This is a genomic window from Streptomyces sp. NPDC050509 (genome assembly GCF_044457965.1).
GTDB lineage: Bacteria > Actinomycetota > Actinomycetes > Streptomycetales > Streptomycetaceae > Streptomyces.
This window is the reverse complement of sequence record NZ_JBITHL010000007.1, coordinates 348,571-371,532: the sequence shown is the minus strand read 5'-3', so window position 1 is coordinate 371,532 and position 22,962 is coordinate 348,571. Positions and strand designations below refer to the sequence as shown.

The following is a 22,962-nucleotide window of genomic DNA, read 5'->3' as shown; positions in this document are numbered from 1 at the left end:
TCCGGGACCTCGCGAACCCCGGAGTCGATCCTATGGACAACCATCAATCCTATGGACAACCGTAGGATTGACTACCCGGCACGTCAACGGGGCCGCGCGGCATCATGGAGCCCGTGTCACGCGACCGTACGAACCACCAGACCGCCGCCGTCCCCGCGGCCGGTGCCGACGACGCCGGGTTACGCCGGGTCCCCGTCCAGCGCCGGAGTACGGAGCGGCTCGCCCGCATCCTCGACGCCTGCGCCGTACTCCTCGACGAGACGGGGTACGAACAGCTCTCCACCCGCGCCGTAGCCGCCCGCGCGGGCGTCCCCATCGGCTCCGTCTACCGCTTCTTCGGCAACAAGCGCGCCATGGCGGACGCCCTCGCCCGCCGCAATCTGGACCGCTACGCCACCCATGTCACGGACCGCCTCGCCCGGCTCGACGCGCGGGACTGGCGCGGCGCCGTCGACGCGCTGCTCGACGAGTACCTGGCCATGAAGCGCACCGTGCCCGGGTTCTCCCTCGTCGACTTCGGCGCCCAACTCCCGCTCGGTGTAAGCCACCCCGCGCCCGCCCCGGCCCCGGCCGCCCCCGGACAGGAGGACCGGGACGCCGACCCCAATTATCGTGTCGCCCGCCGCCTCACCGGGCTGCTCTCCGCGCACCTCGGCCGCACCCCGGACGCGGCGCTGCACCGTACGGTCCTGGTCGCCGTCGAGGCCACCGACGCGCTCCTCCAGCTCGCCTTCCGTACGGACGCCGCGGGTGAACCGGGGATCGTCGCGGAGACCCGGGAGCTGCTGCGCGGCTATCTCGCGAAGACGCTCGACTGAACCGGCGCTCGACCGAACCGGCGCCCGGGCGAATCGGCACCTGACCGAACCGGCGGCGTGTCGCCGGGCGCGGTGCGAACCGCCGCGAGAGTTCTCCCGCGTTCCCCCTTCCGTCATCCGTACCGGTCGGTATGCTCAGGGGGTGCGCGCCGTCCGACCGAGCGCCGCCCGCGCGTCACCGCTGCCGCCGCCCCCGGAGGAATCATGGCCCGTACGGCACCGCGCATATGCCCCCTCTGCGAAGCCACCTGCGGACTGACCCTCACCATCGAGGGCACCACGGTCACCGGCGCGCGGGGCGACCGCGACGACATCTTCAGCCGGGGCTTCATCTGCCCCAAGGGCGCCTCCTTCGGAGAGCTGGACGCCGACCCCGACCGGCTGCGCCTCCCCCTCGTACGCGCGTACGGTCCCGACGGTTCGCGCGGCGAGCTGCGGGAGGCGAGCTGGCAGGAGGCGTACGACCTGATCGCCGCCCGGCTGCGCCCGCTCGCCGAGGAGCACGGCCCGGACTCCGTCGGCGTCGTCCTCGGCAACCCCAATGTCCACACCGTCGCCGGGGCCCTCTACCCGCCGCTCCTGCTGGGCGCGCTGCGCACCCGTAACCTCTTCACCGCCAGCACCGTGGACCAGATGCCCAAGCACGTCTCCAGCGGGCTGCTCTTCGGGGACCCGTTCGCCATCCCCGTACCCGACCTGGACCGTACGGACCATCTGCTGCTCCTCGGCGCCAACCCGCTGGAGTCCAACGGCAGCCTCTGCACCGCACCCGACTTCCCCGGCAAGCTCAGGGCGCTGCGCAAGCGGGGCGGCACGCTCACCGTCGTCGACCCGCGCCGCACCAGGACGGCGCGCCTCGCCGACCGGCACCTGGCGATCCGCCCCGGCACGGACGCCCTGCTGCTCGCCGCGATCGCCCACGTCCTCTTCGAGGAGAAGCTCACCGACCCGGGGCCGCTCGCGGAGCTCGCCGAGGGGATCGACGAGCTACGGGAGGCCGTACGGGACTTCACCGCGGAGGCCGTCGCCCCGGCCTGCGACCTGACCGCCGAGGACATCCGCGCCCTCGCCCGGGAGCTCGCCGAGGCGCCCACCGCCGCCGTCTACGGCCGTATCGGGAGCTGCACGGTCGAGCACGGCACCCTGGCGAGCTGGCTCGTCGACGTACTGAACATCCTCACCGGGAACCTCGACCGGCCCGGTGGCGCGCTCTTCCCCCTCTCCGCCACCGACCGCGCGCCGCGTCCGCCCGGGCCCGGCAAGGGGTTCGCGCTCGGCCGGTGGGCCAGCAGGGTCGCCGGGCACCCGGAGGTCAAGGGCGAGCTGCCGCTCGCCGCGCTCGCCGAGGAGATCGAGACCCCGGGCGAGGGCCGGATCCGCGCGCTGATCGCCCTCGCCGCCAACCCGGTGCTCTCCGCGCCCGACGGCGACCGGCTCGACCGGGCCCTGGCCGGGCTGGACTTCATGGTCAGCGTCGATCCGTACCTCAACGAGACCTCACGTCACGCCGATGTCGTCCTTCCCCCGCCGCCACCCGCCCAGAGCGCCCACTTCGACTTCGCCTTCAACGGCTTCGCCGTACACAACCAGGTCCGCTACACCCGGGCCGCCGTCCCGCTGGAGCAGGGGCGGCTCGACGAGAGCGAGATCCACGCCCGGCTGATCCTCGCGGTGAGCGGGGCGCACGGCGCCGACCCCGCCACCGTGGACGACCTGGCGATCGGCCGGGAACTCGGCAAGGCCGTCGCCGACCCGGGCGCACCGGTCCACGGACGCGACCCCGGCGAGCTGGCCGCGCTCCTCACGGGGGAGAGCGGACCGGAGCGCCGGCTCGACCTGAAGCTGCGCCTCGGCCCGTACGGGGACGGCTTCCGCACCGGTACGGCGGGGGCGAGCGGTGGTACGGCAGGGGCGGGGGGTGGTACGGCGGGCATGGACGCCGGTACGGCGGGGCTCGGCCTGGCGCGGCTGCTGGCGCATCCGCACGGCATCGACCTCGGCCCGCTGCGCCCGCGCCTGCCCGGACCGCTGCGGACCCGCAGCGGACGGATCGAGCTGCTGCCCGCGCCGATCGCCGCCGATCTGCCCCGGCTGCGCGCCGCACTCGCCGGGCGGCCCGCCGGGCTCGTCCTGGTCGGGCGGCGCCACCTCCGCTCCAACAACAGCTGGATGCACAACGTCCCCGCGCTGAACGGCGGTTCCAACCGCTGCACTCTCCAGATCCACCCCGAGGACGCCGCCAGGATCGGACTCCACGACGGCGACCTCGCCAGGATCACCGCCGACGGAGGCGCGCTGGAGGCGCCGGTGGAGATCACCGACGCCGTACGGACCGGTGTGGTGAGCCTGCCGCACGGCTGGGGCCACGACCGCCCCGGCACCAGGACGTCCGTGGCGCGCACCCGGCCCGGCGTCAACGTCAACCAGCTTCTCGACGGCTCCCGGCTCGACCCGCTCTCCGGTACGGCCGTACTCAACGGCTTCCCCGTCGAACTGGCTCCCGCGATCCCCGCCGCACCGGGTGCGCGCTGACCGTGACGCTCCCATCACCCTGCCGTGACCTGGGGTTCTGCTCGTATTGCTCGCATGTCAACATCTTGTTAACGCGCAGAACGGCGCCCTAACGTCATCCGCACCGCCGCCCCCGGCGGCAGTTCAAAGGTGAACGTGAGGGGCCTCCCAAATGCTGACCATCCTCGGCTTCGTCATGATTGCCACCTTCCTGGTGCTGATCATGATGAAGAAGATGTCGCCCATCGCGGCACTGGTGCTCATACCAGCACTCTTCTGCGTCATTGTCGGACAGGGCGCGCAGTTGGGCGACTACGTCATCAAGGGCGTCGGCGACCTCGCGCCCACCGCCGCGATGCTGATGTTCGCCATCGTCTACTTCGGCGTGATGATCGATGTCGGGCTCTTCGACCCGATCGTCCGGGGCATCCTGCGGTTCTGCAAGGCGGACCCGATGCGGATCGTCGTCGGAACGGCGGTGCTCGCCTCGATCGTGTCGCTGGACGGCGACGGCTCCACCACCTTCATGATCACCGTCTCCGCGATGTACCCGCTGTACAAACGGCTCGGGATGAGCCGGGTCGTGATGACCGGCGTCGCCGCCACCGCCAACGGCGTGATGAACACTCTCCCCTGGGGCGGCCCGACGGCCCGCGCCGCCACCGCGCTCAAGGTGGACGCGGGCGACGTGTTCGTCCCGATGATCCCGGCGCTCGCCGTCGGACTGCTCTGCGTGCTGATCCTCGCGTACGTGCTCGGCATCCGGGAGCGCAAGCGGCTGGGCGTGCTGACGCTGGACGAGGCGCTGAAGACGGACACGGTCACCGAGACGCCGGACGAGACGTCCGGGACGAAGACCGAGCAGCTTCTCGTGAAGACCGGTGGCGGCAACGGCACGGGCACGAGCGCCGGTTCGGGTACGGGCTCCGGTACGGGTTCGGGTGCCGGTACGGGTACGGGTACGGGTACGGGTGACGGTGGCGTCTCAGGAGCCGGTACGGCCGGCAGCACCGGCACCGGCACCGGTAGTGCCGACGAGGGCGACGAGGCGGATGACGACGGCTTCCAGGGGCTCGACCCCAACCGCGCCACCCTGCGCCCCCGCCTCTACTGGTTCAACGCCGGGCTGACCATCGCGCTCCTCACCATGATGATCCTGCAACTGATGCCGATCCCGGTGCTCTTCCTCCTCGGCGCGGCCCTCGCCCTCACGGTCAACTACCCCAACATGGCCGAGCAGAAGGCCCGTATCGCCGCCCACGCCGACAACGTCCTCAACGTCTCGGGCATGGTCTTCGCCGCCGCGGTCTTCACCGGTGTCCTCACCGGCACCGGTATGGTCCAGAACATGGCCGACTGGCTCGTGAGCGCCATCCCCGACGGCATGGGCCCGCACATGGCGATCGTCACCGGCGTGCTGAGCCTGCCGCTCACCTACTTCATGTCCAACGACGGCTTCTACTTCGGCGTCCTGCCCGTCCTCGCCGAGGCCGGTGCCGCGCACGGCGTCTCCCCGCTGGAGATCGCTCGCGCCTCCCTCGTCGGCCAGCCGCTGCACATGTCGTCCCCGCTCGTCCCCGCCGTCTACGTCCTCGTCGGCATGGCGAAGGTCGAGTTCGGCGACCACACCCGCTTCACCGTCAAATGGGCCGCGCTCACCGCGCTCGTCGTCCTCGGCGCCGGGATCCTCTTCGGCATCGTCTGATGGCCAAGGCCCGCGCAACGGCCAAGGCCCCCGCACATGATGCGCCGCCCGGTGGGAGAAGCTGGCTGCTGCGCCTCGTCATCGCCTTCGCGTTCGCCCAGGGCGCGGTGTCGATGGCGCGGCCGGCCGTCTCCTACCGGGCGCTGTCGGTCGGCGCCGACGAACGCGCCATCGGCGTGATCACCGCCGTGTACGCGCTGCTGCCCCTCTTCGCCGCCGTACCGCTCGGTCGCAGGACCGACCACGGGCGCTGCGCCCCGCTGCTCGTCATCGGCGTCGTCCTGATCTCCGGCGGGTGCGCCCTCAGCGGACTGGCGGGCTCCCTCACCGAACTCGCCGCCTGGAGCGGGGTGATGGGCCTGGGCCACCTCTGCTTCGTCATCGGCGCCCAGTCGATCGTCGCCCGCCGCAGCGCCCCCGCCGAACAGGACCGCAACTTCGGCCACTTCACCATCGGCGCCTCCCTCGGCCAGCTCGCGGGACCCGCCGCGGCCGGCCTCGCCGTCTCCGGCCAGGGCGGCGAGATGGCTCGTACGAGCGCGCTCGCGCTGCTCTTCGCCGCCGCCGCTGCCGCGGTCTCCTTCACGGCGCTGTGGCGCGTCGAACCCCCTGCCCCCGCCGTCGCGCCGGACCGGAGCGGCGGCCGGGTCCCCGTCCACCGCATCCTGCGCACCAGGGGCGTACCCGCCGGGATCTTCATCAGCCTGGCCGTGCTCTCCGCCACCGACATCCTCACCGCCTATCTGCCGGTCATCGGCGAGGAACGGGGCATCGCGCCCGCCGTGATCGGCGCCCTGCTCAGCCTGCGCGCCGCCGCCACCATCGCCTGCCGCCTGGTGATGCCCCCGATGCTGCGCCTGGTCGGCCGCAGGGTCCTGCTCACCGCCACCTGTCTGCTCGGCGGACTGCTGTGCGCGGGCATCGCCCTGCCCGTACCGGTCCGGGGCCTGGCGCTGATGCTCGCCGCGCTCGGCTTCTGCCTGGGCGTCGGCCAGCCGCTGTCGATGACGACCGTCGTACGGGCCGCCCCGGACGGGGCCCGCTCCACCGCGCTCGCCCTGCGCCTCACCGGCAACCGCCTCGGGCAGGTCGCCGCACCCGCCTCCGCCGGTCTGGTCGCGGGCGTCGCGGGCACGGGCGCGCCGTTCCTGATGCTCGGCGCGCTGCTGGTGGGCGCGGCAGCCCTCGGGCCCCGGAAACCGGAGACGGCGCGGAGCGGAGGTGTGGGCGGAAGTAAGGCCGGACGTAAGGGCGTTGGCGAGGGCGGACGTAGGGGTGGTAGTGGGAGCGGTGGTGGGAGTGGAGTGGAACCTTCGCGCGAATCATTCCCTGACCGCGCGTAGTCGGCTAACTTCAGGCGTTCGCAGCCGCTCCACCTTCCTCTTCCGGGCGGAACCATTCATGACTCGCGCCATTTCCCTGCACAGCGTCGGCAAGGCATACGGACGGACGACCCGCGCGGTCGACCGTTTCTCGCTCGATATCGCGCCCGGCGAGTTCCTGGTGCTCCTCGGCCCCTCGGGGTGCGGTAAATCGACCGTGCTCCGTATGATCGCCGGGCTTGAGGACATCACCGAGGGAGATCTGTTCCTCGACGGTGAATATGCCAATCACATGCCGCCACGGGAACGCCGCATGGCCATGGTGTTCCAGAACTTCGCGCTCTATCCGTCCATGACCAACCGCGAGAACATCGGCTTCCCGCTCAGGCTGGAGAACCCGGGCGAGGACCGCACCGCGCGCGTCGAGGCCACCGCCAGGATGCTCGGCATCGAGAGCGTCCTCGACCGCTATCCGAGCCAGCTCTCCGGCGGCGAGCGCCAGCGCGTCGCGATGGGCCGGGCCATCTCCCGGCGCCCTTCGGCCTTCCTGATGGACGAACCGCTCTCCAACCTCGACGCCAAACTCCGCAGCCATCTGCGCGCCGAGATAGCCCAGCTCACCGCCGAACTCGGCGTCACCACCGTCTACGTGACGCACGACCAGGCGGAGGCGATGTCCCTCGGCGACCGGGTGGCGGTGATGCGCGGCGGGGTGCTTCAGCAGGTCAGCGCGCCGCGCGAGGTGTACGCGCTGCCGGAGAACGTGTTCGTCGCCGCGTTCATCGGCACCCCGCGGATCAACCTGCTCCAGGCCGTCGTCCACGCGCCGCTCGACGGCCGGATGTCCATCGACCTCGGCCGCCAGCGGCTCCCGCTTCCGCAGCCCCTCAGCTCCGACCACCAGTTGCTCCGAATCCAGCAGGGCCGGCAGATCATCGTCGGCCTGCGCTCCGAGGCGGCCAGGATCGCCCCGCCGAGCCAGGCCCGGCCGGGCGAGGTGGCGCTGAGCGGCATCGTCGAGCACATGGAGTACCAGGGGCACGAGGCGCTCGTCCATCTCAACATCGGGTCGCGGCCCGCCGTGGTGGCCGACCTCGAATCGCCCCGCCCCAAGTCCGCGGTACGCCGCCGCAAGAGCGGCCCGGGGCTGCTGGACCGGCTGCGCGGCCGGGCGGCCGGCGGCAACGGCTCGGGCAAGAGCGGCGGCGTGGCCGTGGACGAGCCGATGACCGGGCAGGAGCCCGCCGCGCACAGCCCCGAACGCGCCGCCATCGCCGCGAGCGACCTCGTCGTCCGTACCGGCCCCGACATGCGGCTGCGTACGGGCGCGCAGGTGCCGCTCCTGGTCGACCTGGCCCACCTCTACGTCTTCGACGACTTCGGCCGGCGGATCTGCCCCGCCCCGAGGGATCAGCCCGGACTGGACGCCTGACGCGTGTGGGCCCGGCGCAGGACGGAAGCGCAGGACGGAAGCGCAGGACGGAAGACACCGTCCCGGCCGGCACGGCGGAGGACATCGACGCTTCGAGAACATGCTCGCGGGGCGGGGAGGCCGCGCGCCCTGGTCGTCTTCTGGTCGCCTTCTTCCAGCCACCGTCTTCTAGCCACCGTCTTCCGGTCACCGCCTTCTAGTCACCGGCGGCGCTCCGGCGCGAGTCGGTCGTGGCCGGGGCGGACGTCGCGGCCGTATCCGTATCCGGGCTCGTGTCCGTCGTCTCGGTGCCGCGTGCGACGACGGTGGTACGGCGGCGCGGACGCGAGCGGGACACCGCGACCCCGGCGAGACAGAGCGCGCCGCCGCCGAGCGTCAGCAGCCCCGGCACCTCGTCCAGGACGAGCCAGGCCATCAGCACGACCAGCGCGGGGACGGCGTACGTCGTGGCGCCCATCCGGCCGGCCGTCGTACGGGCCAGGGCGTACGCCCAGGTCGTGAACGCCAGCGCGGTCGGGAACACACCCAGGTAGACCATGTTGAGCGTCGCCGACAGCGGCGCGTCCGCCACGTCGTGGACGAGCTGCCCCGCGAACGGCAGACAGGCGACCGCGCCCGTCAGACAGCCGAAGGTGGTCACCTGGAGCGCGCTCCCGTGTGCCAGCGCGGGCTTCTGGGCCACCACCCCGCCCGCGTACGCGATCGCCGCCAGCACACACAACGCCACCCCGAGCACCGAGGCGTGCCCCTCGCCCGACATCGAGAGACCCACGGCCACGGCGCCCGCGAACGACACCGCCATGCCGGCCAGCAGCCGGGGCGGCAGGCTCTCGCCGAGCAGCCGGCCGCCGAGCAGCGCGATGAGGACCGGGCCTATGTTGACGACCATCGCGGCCGTTCCCGCGTCGACCTCCTGCTCACCCCAGTTGAGCACCACCATGTAGACGCCGAACCAGAGCAGCCCCGAGACGGCGATCCCGGGCCAGGCGGCCCGCGGCGGCAGGCCCTCGCGCCGTACGAGCCAGACCAGGCCGAGCACCAGCGCCCCGGCCAGCAGCCGTCCGAGGGCCAGCGACCCCGGCGCGTACGCCTCTCCCGCGCTGCGGATCGAGACGAAGGCCGAGGCCCAGAGGAGGACCGTCACCCCCGCCGCGGCCAGGGGGAGCCAGGGCAGCCGGGACGGGGGAGAGGCGGGCGGGCCGGAGGAGCCGGGTGAACCGGGCGCAGACGTCATGCGGGGAACGTACGCCGACGGCGCTCCGGTTCTCACCGCAATATCGGGGCAGGCCCCTCGCCCACCCGTCCCGGTGTTCGTAGGCTGGACTACCGCGTGACGAACTGCGCCGTGCCCAGCGTGCCGAACCACTTCCTGATCTGCTTCTGGTCGTCGGTGGCGGCGAGCGAGAGCAGCAGCAGGATGCGGGCCTTCTGCGCGGTCAGGTCCTCCGCCCCGATGACCCCGTCCGTACCGGCGTCGTAGACCGCGCCGGATCCGGTACGGGTGGTCGACGCGAACAGCACGCCCTTCTCGACGCCCTTCTTGCGCGCCTCGGACATGGCCGGGGAGATGCCGCCCGCCCCGGTGCCCGCGGTCACGACTCCGGCCGCCTTCGCGTCGACGAGCGCCTTCAGGGCCTCGCCCCCGGCCTCCTGGTAGCTGTAGGCGATCTCGACCTTCGGCAGCGCCTTGTTCTTCCCTGTGATCCGGTCGAGGTCGAACGGCGTCGCCCAGCTCTTCCTGCCGCAGTTCTCGACGCGGGCCGGGGCCCGGTTCAGCCGGATCCTGTCCTGGTCGACCACGCCCAGCCGGCCGCTGCCGCCGCTGGTGAAGGTGTCCATCCGCAGGGCGTCGGACTTGCGGACCTCGCGCGCCGCCTGGATCTCGTCGTTGAGCATCAGCACCGTGCCGTAACAGGTGGTCCGGCGGCTCGCGGCGAGCTGGATCGCGTTGTAGAGGTTGGCGGGCGCGTCGGTGCCGATCACCGTCCACGGCCGCATCGCGCCGGTGAGGACCACGGGCTTGTCGCTGCGGACCGTCAGGTCCAGCCAGTACGCGAACTCCTCCATCGTGTCCGTGCCGGTGGTGACGACGACCCCGTCGTTCTTCTTCAGCGCGGCGTCGACCGATGCGGTGAGCCGGCGGAAGTCCGCGAGGGTGTAGCCGCTGGAGCCCTTGTTGCCGAACTGCTCGGTGGAGACGTTCGCGACGGCGTCCACCTCGGGCTTCAGATCGCCCACCAGCTTCGAGACGGGCAGCTTGCCCGCCTCGTAGTCCTGGAAGGACACCCGGCTCTTGCTGACCCCGGCGATGGTGCCGCCGGTGCCGATGACGGCTATCTTCGGCAGCCGCTTCTTCTCGGGCTCGGCGCTGGCGACCGAGGCGGTCGTACCCAGGGCGACGGAGAGGAGGGTGAGCAACACGGTGGAACGGCGGGCAAGTCTGCGCATCGGTGAATCGTCTCCTCGGCCAGGACGTGCGGTGGCACCGATCTGCGATCAGGACAGGTGCGCGATGTGACAGGTGTGATGAGAGGAAATTTCCCTTACGCGTGTTGCGGGTGCATTCGGCGATCGTGAACGCGCGATTGCGACGGCCCTGAGTACCGGCTCTGAGTACGGGTACGGATGTGGCCCCCGCCACCACGGCGGAAGCTGTCCCGCATGAGCGACACACCCGTCAAGCAGCAGATCACCCCGGCCTACTACGCGCAGGCCGTCGCCTCCTTCGGCCTCGCCCTCGTGGCCATGGCCGTCGGCATCGTCAAGCTCGACGCCAGCGCCTGGGTGCGGGGCTTCCTCGCCGTCGCCGTCCTCTACCTCACCACCTCGGCGTTCACGCTCGCCAAGGTGATCAGGGACCGCCAGGAGGCCGGACAGCTCGTCAGCCGGGTCGACCAGGCCAGGCTGGAGAAGATCCTCGCCGAGCACGACCCCTTCCAGAAGCTCTAAGCGCTTGCTCACTGCCGGGGTATGGTGTGCGTCCTGTCGAATGGACGGCCGAACGGAAGGGGCGTGCGATGCGCGCGGCGGAGCAGGAGGCGGACGGCGAGAACACGCCGTGGGGTGAGGTCACCCCGGAGGCGGCCAGGAAGCTGCTGGTCGCCGCCGTCGAGGCGTTCGCGGAGCGCGGCTACCACGCCACCACCACCCGCGACATCGCGGGACGCGCGGGGATGAGTCCGGCGGCGCTCTACATCCACTACAAGACGAAGGAAGAGCTGCTCCACCGCATCAGCCGGATCGGCCACGACAGCGCCCTGGGGCTGCTGACGGCGGCGGCCGACGGCGAGGGCTCGGCGGCGGAGCGGCTCTCCGACGCCGTACGCACCTTCGTCCGCTGGCACGCGGAGCGGCACACCACGGCGCGGGTCGTCCAGTACGAGCTGGACGCGCTCGGCGCCGAGCACCGCGCGGAGATCGTCGAACTGCGGCGCAGCAGCAACGCGGCGATACGGCGGATCCTCGTCGACGGCGTACGCGACGGGGAGTTCGATGTCCCCGACGTGCCGGGGACGACGCTCGCGGTGCTCTCGCTCTGCATCGACGTGGCGCGCTGGTTCAACGCGGCGGGCCCCCGGACGCCCGACGAGGTCGGCGCGCTCTACGCCGGCCTCGTCCTGCGCATGGTCGCCGCGCGGAAGGCCGGGTAGACCCGGGGCGCGGCGGTCGGCCCCGGAGGGCCCCGGCGCGTCTCACCGGAGGGCCCCGGCGCGCCTCAAGGGCCCGGCGGCGCGTCTCAGAAGAAGTAGCGCGACACGGACTCCGCCACACAGGCCGGCTTGTCGCCGCCCTCGCGCTCGATGGTGACGAGGGTGGTGATCTGTACGCCGCCGCCCGCCTCCACGACGTCCTTCAGGACGGCCGTCGCGCGCAGCCGCGAGCCGACCGGCACGGTGGAGGGGAAACGGACCTTGTTCGTCCCGTAGTTGATGCCCATCTTCACGTTCTCGACGCGCACGACCTGCGGTACGAGCGCGGGCAGGAGCGACAGCGTCAGATAGCCGTGCGCGATCGTCGTCCCGAACGGGCCCGTCGCGGCGCGCTCCGGGTCCACATGGATCCACTGGTGATCGCCGGTGGCCTCGGCGAAGAGGTCGATCCGCTTCTGGTCGACCTCCAGCCAGTCGCTGTGCCCCAACTGCTCGCCGACCCCGGCGCGCAGCTCCTCGGCTGAGGTGAAGATCCTCGGCTCGGCCATGTCCCTGGTGCCGCCTCTCGAAGGAGCGGAAGACCCGCTCGTGTCTGCCCGTAGGACGTCTGCCCGTACGACGTCTGCCCGCAGGCCTGTCCAAGCGCTTGCTCAGCATGAGCATGTTGCGCGAGCGCGCCGATGTCAACGAGGGCAGTAGGCTCCGAGAGGTGCCACAGATTCCGGAGACGATCAGCGAACTCACGGTCGGACAGTTGTCGGCGCGCAGCGGCGCCGCCGTCTCGGCCCTGCACTTCTACGAGGCCAAAGGGCTGATCACCAGCCGCAGGACGAGCGGCAACCAGCGCCGCTACTGCCGCGACACCCTGCGCCGTGTGGCCTTCGTACGGGCGGCCCAGCGGGTCGGGATCCCGCTCGCGACCATCCGGGACGCCCTGGCGGAACTCCCCGAGGAGCGCACACCGAACCGTGACGACTGGGCCAGGCTCTCGGAGGCCTGGCGCGCGGCGCTGGACGAGCGCATCAAGCAGCTCGGCCGGCTGCGGGACCATCTCACGGACTGCATCGGCTGCGGCTGTCTCTCCCTGGAGACCTGTGTCCTGTCCAACCCCGACGACGTCTTCGGTGACCGCATCACGGGTTCACGCCTGATGCCGGAGCGCCGTGCCACCGGGAACGGCGCCACCGGGAACTCCGGCCCGGCCGCGAGCTGACACCGGGCCGGCGCCGAGCCGACTCCCGAGGTTGACTCCGTAGGGGCGACTCCGCGGGGTCGACACCGTGGGGGCGTGCCGTGTCCCGAACTCGCCCCCACAGGCCCTATGCCACCGACGCCAGATCCCTCAGCCGCATGCGCTTCGCCCGGGCCAGCGCCTCGGACGTGAGGACGGGCAGGGGTACGACGATGCCGCACCCCGTGCAGACCGGTCCCGACCACGGCTCGTTCGAGAGATCGGGCCGCCAGACGAACCCGTGCTCCGCGCAGACGGGGCAGGATGCGCCGGGACCGCTCTTCAGCCCCGAGATCAGCCGGCGCAGTACCTCGGCGAGCGACTCCGACGGATGGACCGCCGGATCGTCGCACCGTGCGACGCCGTTCCCGCCCCACGTCCGCCGATGCCAGTCGTCGCAGCTCCCGGGCCGCCTCAGCCCGTCGTGCTTCTCGCGCCTGCGCCGCTCGGCGAACTCCATCTCGTACGCGAGCCAGACGGCCCGCGCCTCTTCCAGTTCTTCCAGCGCGGCCGTCAGCCGCGCCGGGTCCGGCGCCCTGTCCTCCGGTTCCATGCTGTGCCTCGCGCACAGATGGTCCCAGGTCGCCCGGTGTCCATAAGGGGCGAACCGCTCCAGGCACTTGCGCAGTGAATACCGTCGCAAGGCCAGGTCGCACCGCGGATCGCGCACCTGTCTCGCGAGACTCCGGAATCCGGCCATCGCCTGCCACCTCCGTCGCTGTTCGGCGTTGAGGAATGGACGTACGCCTGCCCCATTCGGCTCCATCAAAAAACAGATGGCAGCCATGGATCTGGTCATTCCGGTTCATATCGAGTGAAGTTCGAATCCGATTCACAGGAACCGTGGTCCCTTTCGGGTGTGAGGATCCGGAAAAGGTGACTGATGTTCACCTTACCGACGGGTCATACCGTCGGTAACCTCCGGCGCACCGGCCTCCCCGAGGAGCACCCCATGCGACGACGCACCGGAAGACTCAACCGCGCCACCCTCACCGCCGCCGCGGTGTTCGCGCTGGGCGCGGCCCTGCTGACGCCCCAGACGCAGGCCACCGCCGCACCCGCCGCGCACCCCGCCAGGACCCCCACCACGGCCGCCGCGGCGGCCGACCCCGATTACTGTCAGGGGCAGTGCGCCGACATCCTGCCGCCGGGACAGAGCGGCAACGCCACCCTCGCCGAGATCCTCGGCAACCGGCTGTTCGGGACGTTCCCCGCCCATGCCTCGGACCAGCTCGGCCGCTACGACTCCCTCGTGGCCGGACAGGACGGTCTCACCGACGCCAAGGTCACCGACTTCTTCAACGACGCCTCCTTCGGCGTACCGTCCGACCAGGTCGAGTCCGTCACCTCGCCGCGCTCCGACGTCACCATCACCCGCGACAAGAAGACCGGCGTCCCGCACATCAAGGGCACCACCCGCTACGGCACCGAGTTCGGTGCCGGCTACGCGGCGGGTCAGGACCGGCTCTGGATGATGGACCTCTTCCGCCACATCGGCCGCGGCGAACTGACCTCCTTTGCCGGTGGCGCCCTCGCCAACCAGGGCCTTGAGCAGCAGTTCTGGCCCGCCGCCCCGTACACCGAAGCCGAGTACGAGGCCCAGATCGAGCGGATCAGGACCACCGAGGGCGCCCGCGGCGAGCAGGCCATGGCCGATGCCCAGGCGTACATCGACGGCATCAACGCCTACCGCCAGAAGGCCAAGGACGGCCGCTACTTCCCCGGCGAGTACGTGCTCACCGGGAAGATCGACTCCATCACCAACGTGGGGGAGATCCAGCCCTTCAAGCTCACCGACCTGATCTCCATCGCGTCCGTCGTCGGCGGTCAGTTCGGCGGCGGAGGCGGCGGTGAGGTGCCGGCCGCGCTCTCCCTCCTCGCCGCCCAGCAGAAGTACGGCGTGGCCGAGGGCACCGCCGTCTGGGAGTCCTTCCGGCAGCGCAACGACCCCGAGGCCGTCCTCACCATCCACGACGGCACCAGCTTCCCGTACGCGCAGAAGCCCGATCAGCCGCGCGGCACCGCCCTGCCCGACGCGGGCTCCGTCACCGCCGAACCCCTCGTGTACGACAGGACCGGCTCGGCCGTCACCCCGGCCCTGGACCCGGTCGACACCCCCGAGAAGCTCAAGCCGCTCCAGGGCATCTTCGACGACGGTGTGCTCCCGGCCGGGTCCCTCTCCGCCAAGCGCGGCATGTCCAACGCGCTGCTGGTCTCCGGCGCGCACACGAAGAGCGGCAACCCGATCGCCGTGTTCGGCCCTCAAACCGGTTATTTCGCGCCACAGTTGATGATGCTCCAGGAACTCCAGGGCCCCGGCATCAGCGCCCGCGGCGTCTCCTTCGCGGGCGTCGGGATGTACGTGCAGATGGGCCGCGGCCAGGACTACGCGTGGAGCGCGACCTCCTCGCAGCAGGACATCACCGACACCTACGCGGTCGAACTGTGCGAGCCGGACGGATCGGCCCCCACCAGGACGTCCACGTCGTACCTCTTCCGCTCCGTCTGCACCCCCATGGAGAAGATGGAGCGCAAGAACGCCTGGAAGCCCACCACCGCCGACTCCACCGCCGAGGGCTCCTACCGGCTCCAGGTCTGGCGCACCAAGTACGGCATGGTCACGCACCGCGCGACCGTCGCCGGCAAGCCCGTCGCGTACACCTCGCTGCGCACCACCTACCGCCACGAGGCCGACTCGATCATCGGCTTCCAGATGTTCAACGACCCCGCGTACCTGACGGACGCGGCGGCCTTCCAGCAGGCCGCGCACAAGGTCGGCTACGCCTTCAACTGGTTCTACGCGGACTCCCGCACCGCCGCCTACTACAACAGCGGCCTGAATCCGGTACGGGCGGCCGGTGTCGACGCCTCGCTCCCGGTGAAGGCGGAGCGCGCGTACGAATGGCAGGGCTTCGACCCGGTGTACAACGAGACCGCGTACACCCCCTTCGCCCAGCACCCGCGGTCGGTCGGGCAGGACTACTACATCTCCTGGAACAACCGGCAGGCCAAGGACTACGATGCCGCCGGATTCGGCTACGGCGCGGTGCACCGGGGCGATCTGCTCGACGACCGGGTGGCGAAACTGGTCGCGGCGGGCGGTGTCACCCGCGCCTCCCTCACCCGCGCGATGGCCAACGCGGCCCTGGCGGACCTGAGGGGCGAGCAGGTGCTGCCCGAGCTGCTGAAGGTGATCCGCTCGGCGCCCGTCACCGACTCCGCGCTCAACACGGTCGTCCAGCAACTGGAGACCTGGCGGACGGCCGGCGCGCTCCGCAAGGAGACCGCGCAGGGCTCGCACACGTACGGCAACGCGGCGGCGGTCCGCACGATGGACGCGTGGTGGCCGAGGCTGGTGGAGGCGCAGTTCAAGCCGGGCCTCGGTGACGGGCTCTACACCGCGCTCACGGCCTCCCTGCCGGTCGACGAGTCCCCGGCCTCCAGTCACGGCCCGACGGGCGCGCACAGCGGCTCGTCGTTCCAGTACGGCTGGTGGGGATATGTCGACAAGGACCTCCGGCAGGTCCTCGGCGACCCCGTCCAGAGCGCGACGCCGAAGACCTACTGCGGCGGCGGCTCGCTGAGCGCCTGCCGTGACGTCCTGCTGACGACCCTGAAGACGGCGGCGGCGGTACCGGCGAACACGGTCTACCCGGGCGACGACTCCTGCTCGGCCGGCGACCAGTGGTGCACGGACACGATCATCCACCGGGCGCTCGGCGGCATCACCCACCCGAAGATCAACTGGCAGAACCGGCCGACGTATCAGCAGGTGGTGGAGTTCCCCTCGCACCGATGAGCCACGTACCGCCGAGGGGATGACCCGTGGGCCGGACCGGACCGGACCGTCCGGCCCGGCCCACGGGGCGCCCCGGGAGCGAACGGCAGAGTTCAGCCCAACTCACGCTCCCGCGTCTCAGGCAGCGCCCGTACACACAGCAGGGACACCACCGCCATCGCGCTCACGTACCAGCCCACCGACGCCGAACCGAACGCCGGCTGGAGGCGCGGCACGACCAACGGGGAGACCGCGCCGCCCAGAACACCACCCAGGTTGTACGCGAGGGACGCGCCCGAGTAGCGGACACGGGCGGGGAACAGCTCCGGCAGGTACGCGCCCATCGGTCCTGACGCCACACCCACGCAGAACGTCGCGCCGCCCAGGGCCAGCGCCATCAGCACCGGCCGCCCGGTGTCGAGCAGCGGGAACAGCAGCAGCCCCCAGACCGCCGCGAGCCCGCAGCCCAGCAGCGCGGGCCGGCGCCGCCCCGCCGAGTCGGAGCGGGTGGCCGCGAGCCAGATACCGGCCGCGAGGAAGAGACAGGCGACCAGGGACAGGCTGAGCATCGTGGTGCGCGGCACGCCCAGGGTCGTCGTCGCGTACGACAGGCTGTAGGTCATCGACGTGTAGAAGAGGGCGTACACGACGGCCATCGCGCCCGCGCCGAGCAGCAACTCCCGCGTATGGCACCGGAAGAGCTCCAGGGTGGGCGCCCTGCTCGCCTCCTGCCTCGCCACGGACCGTGCGAACACCGGGGTTTCGCTGATCTTCAGCCGGACCACCAGACCGACGGCGACCAGGACGAAGGACAGCAGGAACGGAACGCGCCATCCCCAGCTCGCGAAAGCCGCCTCGTCGAGCGACGCGGACACCAGCCAGAAGGCACCGGTGGCCGCGGAGAACCCGACGGGCGGGCCGAGTTGGGGGAACGCCGCGTACAGACCGCGCCGGCCGCGCGGCGCGTGCTCCACGGCGAGCAGCACCGCGCCGCCCCACTCGCCGCCGATGCCGATGCCCTGGAGGCAGCGGAGCAGGACGAGCAGCAGGGGAGCCCACACGCCCAGGGTGGCGTAGCCGGGCAACAGCCCCACCAGCGCGGTCGACAGGCCCATCAGCAGCAGCGAGGCGACCAGGACGGACTTACGGCCGACCCGGTCGCCGAAATGGCCGAAGACGATTGAGCCGATCGGGCGGGCCAGAAAGGCGACCGCGTACGTGGAGAAGGACGCGAGCGTGGCGTTGAGGGGGGAGAGGTTGGGGAAGAAGACGTCGTCGAGGACGAGCGCCGCCGCCATGCCGTAGAGGAAGAAGTCGTAGAGCTCGACGGTGTTGCCGATGAAACTCGCCACGGCCACCCGGTGCGCGCTCTCCGGGCTCGCCGCGCGCTCCGGCGGGTCCGCGGCGGGATCCGAGGACGTGGGGGACAGAGTGTTGTCGATCACACAGGCACTCTCACGGCCGCCGAACGGGACGGTCAACGACGCCTGTTGGGCACGCTCGGAAATCACGGCACTACCGACTGTTATCGGCCGCGCGGTCGTCGCGGGCCCTCGGTGCCTGGCCCGGCGCGACGCGCGGTGCCGGTGTGGGAGGAGGGGTGTTCCCCCTCCTCCTCGGCTCACCGGTAGAGCAGATACCTCCGCCGTACGGCACGGAACGCGGCCAGTTCACTCTGCCAGGCGTCGGCCACCTCGTCCGGCTCCGCACCCGCGTCGATCATCGTGCGGACGTCCGCCGATCCCGTCAGCTTGTCGATCCAGTGGTCGGCGCGCCAGGCGAACCCGCTCCATGTCCGCCGCGCCGTCACCAGCAGCCCGATCCCGGTCAGTACCGGATCGAACGACTCCCGGTCGTGGACGTGGAGTTGGACCCCGCCGATCGTCTTCCCCTGGAACTTGGAGAAGGTCGGCGCGAAGTACGCCTCACGGAAGCGCACCCCCGGCAGCTCCAGCGCGTTCGCCGCCTCGGCCCAGCGCCCGTCGAGGCCCTCAGCGCCCAGCAGTTCGAACGGGCGCGTGGTGCCGCGCCCCTCCGACAGGTTCGTCCCCTCGAAGAGGCAGGTCCCCGCGTACACCAACGCCGTTTCGGGCGTGGGCATGTTGGGGCTCGGCGGCACCCACGGCAGCCCCGTCGCGTCGAAGAAGTCGCCCCGTGCCCACCCTGACATCCGTACGGTCTCCAGCGGGACGGGCCGTGCCAGGAACTCGCCGTTGAAGAGCCGCGCCAGCTCCGTGACCGTCATGCCGTGGGCCTGTGCGATCGGCCTGCGGCCCACGAACGTCGCGAACTCCGGCCGCAGGACCGGGCCGAGGGCCGCCCGGCCGGTGACCGGGTTGGGCCGGTCCAGCACGACGAACCGCTTGCCCGCGAGCGCCGCCGCCTCCATGCAGTCGTACAGCGTCCAGATGTACGTGTAGAAGCGGGCGCCCGCGTCCTGGATGTCGAAGACGACGGTGTCGACGCCGGAGGCGGTGAAGACGTCCGCCAGCGGCTGCCCGCTCTTGAGGTACGTGTCGTAGACCGGCAGCCCGGTCGCCGGATCGTCGTACCGCCCCTCCGAGCCGCCCGCCTGCGCCGTACCCCGGAAGCCGTGCTCCGGGCCGAAGACGGCGGTCAGCCGCACACGGTCGTCCGCGTGCATCACGTCCACGATGTGGCGTACGTCGGCGGTGACCCCGGTCGGGTTGGTGACGACGCCGACCGTGCGGCCGGACAGCAGCCGGTAGCCGTCGGCGGCCAGCCGGTCGAAGCCGGTCCGTACGCGCGTACGGCGCGTGCCGCCGTGTCCGGAGCGCGACGCGACCGGCGGCGCGGGGGCCTCTGCCGCGCCTGTGGTTCCTGCCGCGCCTGCCGCACCGGTGGCTGCTGCGGCTCCTGTGGTTTCTGCCGCGCCGACCGCTCCTGTGGTGCCGACCGCTCCCGTCGCACCGATCGCGCCCCCGGCGGCCAGTAATCCCCGTCTGGACAGGCTCATCGCGCTACCTCCGTGGATCGGCGGTCGTCTGTCATGGCCACGCAGGCTAGCGCCCCGTGCCCGCTGGGGGAACGAGGCCGCCCCGGCGGTTTTCCGCTTCTCTTCCCCGCGACATACCGACCGGTTAGTCTGTTTACGGGAAGTGCGAAGTCCGGAAGTCCGTGACGGAGAACGGAACGCCCGAAAGGCAGGCCCGATGAGCGCGGTGCACGGTGCAGGGGTTGTGGTCACAGGGGCCGGTGGTGGCATCGGCGCCGCCCTGGCCCGCAGATTCGCGGCCGAGGGCGCCCGTGTCGTCGTCAACGACCTCGACGCCGGGAAGGCCGCCGCCGTCGCCGACGAGATCGGCGCCACCGCCGTCCCCGGCGACGCCTCCCTCGTCGTCTCCGAGGCCCGCGACGCCCTCGGCGGCACCGTCGACATCTACTGCGCCAACGCCGGCATCGGCTCCGGCGGCGACGCGTTCGCCGACGAGGACGTCTGGGCGACCGCCTGGGACGTCAACGTCATGGCGCACGTCCGGGCGAGCCGCGTCCTGCTGCCCGACTGGCTGGAGCGCGGCGCGGGCCGGTTCGTCTCCACGGTCTCCGCCGCCGGGCTGCTCACCATGATCGGCGCGGCCCCGTACAGCGTCACCAAGCACGGCGCGCTCGCCTATGCCGAGTGGCTGTCGCTGACCTACCGTCACCGCGGCCTCAAGGTCCACGCCATCTGTCCGCAGGGAGTCCGTACGGACATGCTCGCCGCCACCGGGAGCGCGGGCGAACTCGTCCTCACCCCCACCGCGATCGAACCGGAGGCCGTCGCCGACGCGCTCTTCGACGCCATGGCGGAGGACCGTTTCCTCGTACTGCCGCACCCCGAGGTCGCGGGCTTCTACGAGGCGCGCGCCGGTGACCCCGACCGCTGGCTCTCCACCATGAACCACATACAGCAGAAGTGGGAAGGAGGCGCCAGGTGACCACCGCGTCCATCTACTCCGCCCAGCCCTGGCTCGGCCGGCTCAACGAGGCCCAGCGGGCCCCCCTCGACCCGCCCGCCTCGCTCGTGCACGCCCTGCGCGCCGCCGCCCTGCGCGCCCCGGAGCGCACCGCGCTCGCGTACTTCGACGGGCGGCTCGACTACCGCGAGACCGACGCGCTCTCCGACTCCGTGGCCGGTCATCTCGTCGCCCGGGGTCTCGCGCGCGGCGCCCGCGTCGCGATCATGCTCCAGAACACCCCGCACTTCGTCCTCGCCCTGCTCGGCGCCTGGAAGGCGGGCGCGACCGTCGTCCCGCTCAACCCCATGTACAAGGCCGCCGAGGTCGCCCATGTCCTCGCCGACGCCCAGGTCACGGCCGTGATCTGCGCGGACCGCACCTGGGAGGCGTTCCTGCGCGAGACGGCCGCCACCTCGCCGGTACGGATCGCCCTCACCGCCTGCGAACTGGACTTCCAGACCCGCGACGACCCGCGTGTCCTCGGCTTCCCGCGGCAGCAGCCGCCTGATGACACCGATGACCTGCTGGCCGTCGCCCGCGGCGGATCGGCCGCCCCCGCCGACCGCGACCCGGCCGCCACCGACACCGCCCTGATCAGCTACACCTCCGGTACCAGCGGCAAACCCAAGGGGGCCATGAACTCCCACGCCAACATCATGGTCAACGCCGAGCGCCAGCGGGCCGGCCACCCCCTCGCCGAGGGCGCCTGCTACTTCGCGCTCGCCCCCCTCTTCCACATCACCGGCATGGTCTGCGAACTCGCGGCGTGCGTCGCCAACGCGGGCACCCTGGCCCTCGCGTACCGCTTCCAGCCCGGCGTCGTCCTCGACGCGTTCGCCGAGCACCGGCCCGCGTACACCGTCGGCCCCGCCACCGCCTTCATGGCGCTCGCCGCCCACCCGGACGTCACCCGCGAGCACTTCGGCTCCTTCCAGGTGATCTCCTCGGGCGGCGCGCCGCTGCCGCCCGCGCTGGTCGAGAAGTTCCGCGCGGGGCTCGGTCCGTATCTGCGCAACGGCTACGGCCTCACCGAGTGCACCGCGCCCTGCGCCTCCGTACCGCCCCAGTGGGAGGCCCCGGTGGACCCGGTATCGGGGACGCTCTCGGTCGGGGTGCCGGGTCCTGACACGGTGGTACGGATCCTCGACGAGCAGGGCGACGAGCTTCCGTTCGGGAAACCGGGGGAGATCGCCGTACGAGGCCCCCAGGTCGTCACCGGCTACTGGAACAACCCGGCCGCGACCGCCGAGACGTTCCCGGACGGCGAACTGCGCACCGGCGACATCGGCTTCATGGACCCGGACGGCTGGCTCTACGTCGTCGACCGCAAGAAGGACATGATCAACGCGTCGGGCTTCAAGGTCTGGCCGCGCGAGGTCGAGGACGTGCTCTACACCCATCCGGCGGTGCGCGAGGCCGCGGTGATCGGTGTCCCCGACGCCTATCGGGGCGAGAGCGTCAAGGCGTACGTCAGCACGCGTCCCGGCGCCACGGTGGAGCCCGCCGAGCTGACCGCGTACTGCCGGGAGCGGCTCGCCGCGTACAAGTACCCGCGGGACATCGAGATACTGCCCGAGCTGCCCAAGACCACGAGTGGGAAGATCCTCAGGCGGGAACTGCGTTCCCGCCCATGAGCGTCCCAGGCGGGGACAGCCCCTGGCCGGGCCCGTAAGGGTCCCCCGGGGGTGACACGGAGCGGAAGGCGGGTGGCGGCAGATGGCCAGGACGACGGACGGGCACGGCGAGCCCGTCCCGCGGCGGCTGCTGGCCGCCGCCACCCGGCTCTTCGCGGAGCGCGGATACGACCGGACGTCCGTCCAGGAGATCGTCGAGGCGGCGGGCGTCACCAAGGGCGCGCTCTACCACTACTTCGGCTCCAAGGAGGACCTCCTCCAGGAGGTCTACGCCCGGGTGCTCCGCCTCCAGCAGGAACGGCTCGACGGCTTCGCGAACGCGGACGGGCCGGTGGAGCGGCGGCTGCGGGACGCCGCCGCCGACGTCGTCGTGACGACCATCGACAACCTGGACGACGCCGCGATCTTCTTCCGCTCCATGCACCACCTCAGCCCGGAGAAGAACAAGCAGGTACGGACGGAACGGCGCCGCTACCACGAGCGGTTCCGCGCGCTGATCGAGGAGGGCCAGCGCACCGGGGTCTTCTCCACCGCCACCCCGGCCGACCTGGTGGTCGACTACCACTTCGGCTCCGTCCACCACCTCTCCACGTGGTACCGGCCGGACGGCCCGCTCACCCCGCGCCAGGTCGCCGACCACCTCGCGGACCTGCTGCTGCGCGCGCTGCGCCCGTGAGCCGACCGGGCCGCGGGCGTCCTGCCCGCCGGCGTCCTGCCCGCCGGGCGCCCCGCCGGTGACGCGATCCGTCGGTGACGCGCCCCGCCCGTAACGCGCCTTGCCTGTAACGCACCCTGCATCCCCGGCCACTTCCGCGCCATACGTACTTGTACGCATTGCGGCCCGCCGAACGCGTTCGTCACGATGAGTGCTGTTGGCGCTACGGAACGTCAGGGTTCCGGGCGGGAAGATCAACAGGAAGAT

18 protein-coding genes are annotated in these 22,962 nt (G+C 71.7%); 12 read left to right on the top strand and 6 right to left on the bottom strand.

The window, feature by feature from the left end; all coding sequences use genetic code 11:
* The first annotated feature begins 113 nt into the window (after nucleotides 1–113).
* The 5 genes from ACIBJC_RS22060 to ACIBJC_RS22040 all read left to right on the top strand — a co-directional run bounded on the left by ACIBJC_RS22060 (nucleotide 114) and on the right by ACIBJC_RS22040 (nucleotide 7,788).
* Complete coding sequence (locus ACIBJC_RS22060) at nucleotides 114–818, top strand: TetR family transcriptional regulator (protein WP_399294950.1); 705 nt, start codon at nucleotides 114–116, stop codon at nucleotides 816–818.
* 204 nt (nucleotides 819–1,022) lie between these two features.
* Nucleotides 1,023–3,350, top strand: coding sequence for a molybdopterin oxidoreductase family protein (locus ACIBJC_RS22055; RefSeq protein ID WP_399294948.1), 2,328 nt, complete (start codon nucleotides 1,023–1,025; stop codon nucleotides 3,348–3,350).
* A 151-nt stretch (nucleotides 3,351–3,501) separates the two neighbouring features.
* The gene (locus ACIBJC_RS22050; RefSeq protein ID WP_399294946.1) at nucleotides 3,502–5,034 is read left to right on the top strand and encodes a CitMHS family transporter; all 1,533 of its coding nucleotides are present in this window, start codon (nucleotides 3,502–3,504) and stop codon (nucleotides 5,032–5,034) included.
* Nucleotides 5,034–6,377, top strand: a complete 1,344-nt coding sequence (locus ACIBJC_RS22045) for an MFS transporter (protein ID WP_399294944.1) — start codon at nucleotides 5,034–5,036, stop codon at nucleotides 6,375–6,377. The genes ACIBJC_RS22050 and ACIBJC_RS22045 overlap by 1 nt, the downstream gene beginning before the upstream one ends.
* A gap of 58 nt (nucleotides 6,378–6,435) precedes the next feature.
* Nucleotides 6,436–7,788 carry an ABC transporter ATP-binding protein gene (locus tag ACIBJC_RS22040; RefSeq protein WP_399294942.1) on the top strand — a complete coding sequence of 451 codons (1,353 nt, stop codon included), beginning with the start codon at nucleotides 6,436–6,438 and terminating at the stop codon, nucleotides 7,786–7,788.
* A gap of 196 nt (nucleotides 7,789–7,984) precedes the next feature.
* Here ACIBJC_RS22040 and ACIBJC_RS22035 read toward each other — a convergent pair whose 3' ends face one another.
* Nucleotides 7,985–9,022, bottom strand: a complete 1,038-nt coding sequence (locus ACIBJC_RS22035; RefSeq protein WP_399294940.1) for a DMT family transporter — start codon at nucleotides 9,020–9,022, stop codon at nucleotides 7,985–7,987.
* A gap of 89 nt (nucleotides 9,023–9,111) precedes the next feature.
* A complete protein-coding gene (locus ACIBJC_RS22030) occupies nucleotides 9,112–10,236 on the bottom strand; it encodes an asparaginase (RefSeq protein WP_399294938.1) in 1,125 nt (374 codons plus the stop codon).
* Between the two features lie 213 nt (nucleotides 10,237–10,449).
* Between ACIBJC_RS22030 and ACIBJC_RS22025 the strand changes: the two genes are divergently transcribed.
* Both ACIBJC_RS22025 and ACIBJC_RS22020 read left to right on the top strand, forming a co-directional pair.
* A complete protein-coding gene (locus tag ACIBJC_RS22025) occupies nucleotides 10,450–10,737 on the top strand; it encodes a YiaA/YiaB family inner membrane protein (protein ID WP_399294936.1) in 288 nt (95 codons plus the stop codon).
* A gap of 68 nt (nucleotides 10,738–10,805) precedes the next feature.
* Nucleotides 10,806–11,438, top strand: a complete 633-nt coding sequence (locus ACIBJC_RS22020) for a TetR/AcrR family transcriptional regulator (RefSeq protein ID WP_399294934.1) — start codon at nucleotides 10,806–10,808, stop codon at nucleotides 11,436–11,438.
* Nucleotides 11,439–11,524: 86 nt separating this feature from the next.
* Here the strand turns inward: ACIBJC_RS22020 and ACIBJC_RS22015 are convergent, their stop codons facing one another.
* Nucleotides 11,525–11,986: a MaoC family dehydratase gene (locus ACIBJC_RS22015; RefSeq protein ID WP_399294932.1), complete on the bottom strand. Its 462-nt coding sequence runs from the start codon at nucleotides 11,984–11,986 to the stop codon at nucleotides 11,525–11,527.
* Between the two features lie 161 nt (nucleotides 11,987–12,147).
* Between ACIBJC_RS22015 and soxR the strand changes: the two genes are divergently transcribed.
* A complete protein-coding gene (gene soxR, locus ACIBJC_RS22010) occupies nucleotides 12,148–12,651 on the top strand; it encodes a redox-sensitive transcriptional activator SoxR (protein ID WP_399294930.1) in 504 nt (167 codons plus the stop codon).
* A gap of 106 nt (nucleotides 12,652–12,757) precedes the next feature.
* Here soxR and ACIBJC_RS22005 read toward each other — a convergent pair whose 3' ends face one another.
* A complete protein-coding gene (locus tag ACIBJC_RS22005) occupies nucleotides 12,758–13,369 on the bottom strand; it encodes a hypothetical protein (RefSeq protein ID WP_329824547.1) in 612 nt (203 codons plus the stop codon).
* Nucleotides 13,370–13,621: 252 nt separating this feature from the next.
* Here ACIBJC_RS22005 and ACIBJC_RS22000 point away from each other — a divergent pair, with 252 nt between their 5' ends.
* Nucleotides 13,622–16,468: a penicillin acylase family protein gene (locus ACIBJC_RS22000; protein ID WP_399294925.1), complete on the top strand. Its 2,847-nt coding sequence runs from the start codon at nucleotides 13,622–13,624 to the stop codon at nucleotides 16,466–16,468.
* A gap of 92 nt (nucleotides 16,469–16,560) precedes the next feature.
* Here ACIBJC_RS22000 and ACIBJC_RS21995 read toward each other — a convergent pair whose 3' ends face one another.
* A complete protein-coding gene (locus ACIBJC_RS21995) occupies nucleotides 16,561–17,877 on the bottom strand; it encodes an MFS transporter (protein ID WP_399295183.1) in 1,317 nt (438 codons plus the stop codon).
* A gap of 191 nt (nucleotides 17,878–18,068) precedes the next feature.
* Nucleotides 18,069–19,424 carry an exo-beta-N-acetylmuramidase NamZ domain-containing protein gene (locus ACIBJC_RS21990; protein ID WP_399294923.1) on the bottom strand — a complete coding sequence of 452 codons (1,356 nt, stop codon included), beginning with the start codon at nucleotides 19,422–19,424 and terminating at the stop codon, nucleotides 18,069–18,071.
* 196 nt (nucleotides 19,425–19,620) lie between these two features.
* Between ACIBJC_RS21990 and ACIBJC_RS21985 the strand changes: the two genes are divergently transcribed.
* From ACIBJC_RS21985 to ACIBJC_RS21975, 3 genes are all read left to right on the top strand, one after another.
* On the top strand, nucleotides 19,621–20,385 hold the full coding sequence (locus ACIBJC_RS21985; RefSeq protein ID WP_399294921.1) for an SDR family oxidoreductase: 765 nt from the start codon (nucleotides 19,621–19,623) through the stop codon (nucleotides 20,383–20,385).
* Nucleotides 20,382–22,040 carry a class I adenylate-forming enzyme family protein gene (locus ACIBJC_RS21980; RefSeq protein ID WP_399294919.1) on the top strand — a complete coding sequence of 553 codons (1,659 nt, stop codon included), beginning with the start codon at nucleotides 20,382–20,384 and terminating at the stop codon, nucleotides 22,038–22,040. The genes ACIBJC_RS21985 and ACIBJC_RS21980 overlap by 4 nt, the downstream gene beginning before the upstream one ends.
* 82 nt (nucleotides 22,041–22,122) lie before the next feature.
* Entirely contained in the window at nucleotides 22,123–22,716 is a 594-nt protein-coding gene (locus ACIBJC_RS21975; protein WP_399294917.1) for a TetR/AcrR family transcriptional regulator, read from the top strand.
* The last annotated feature ends 246 nt before the right edge of the window (nucleotides 22,717–22,962 follow it).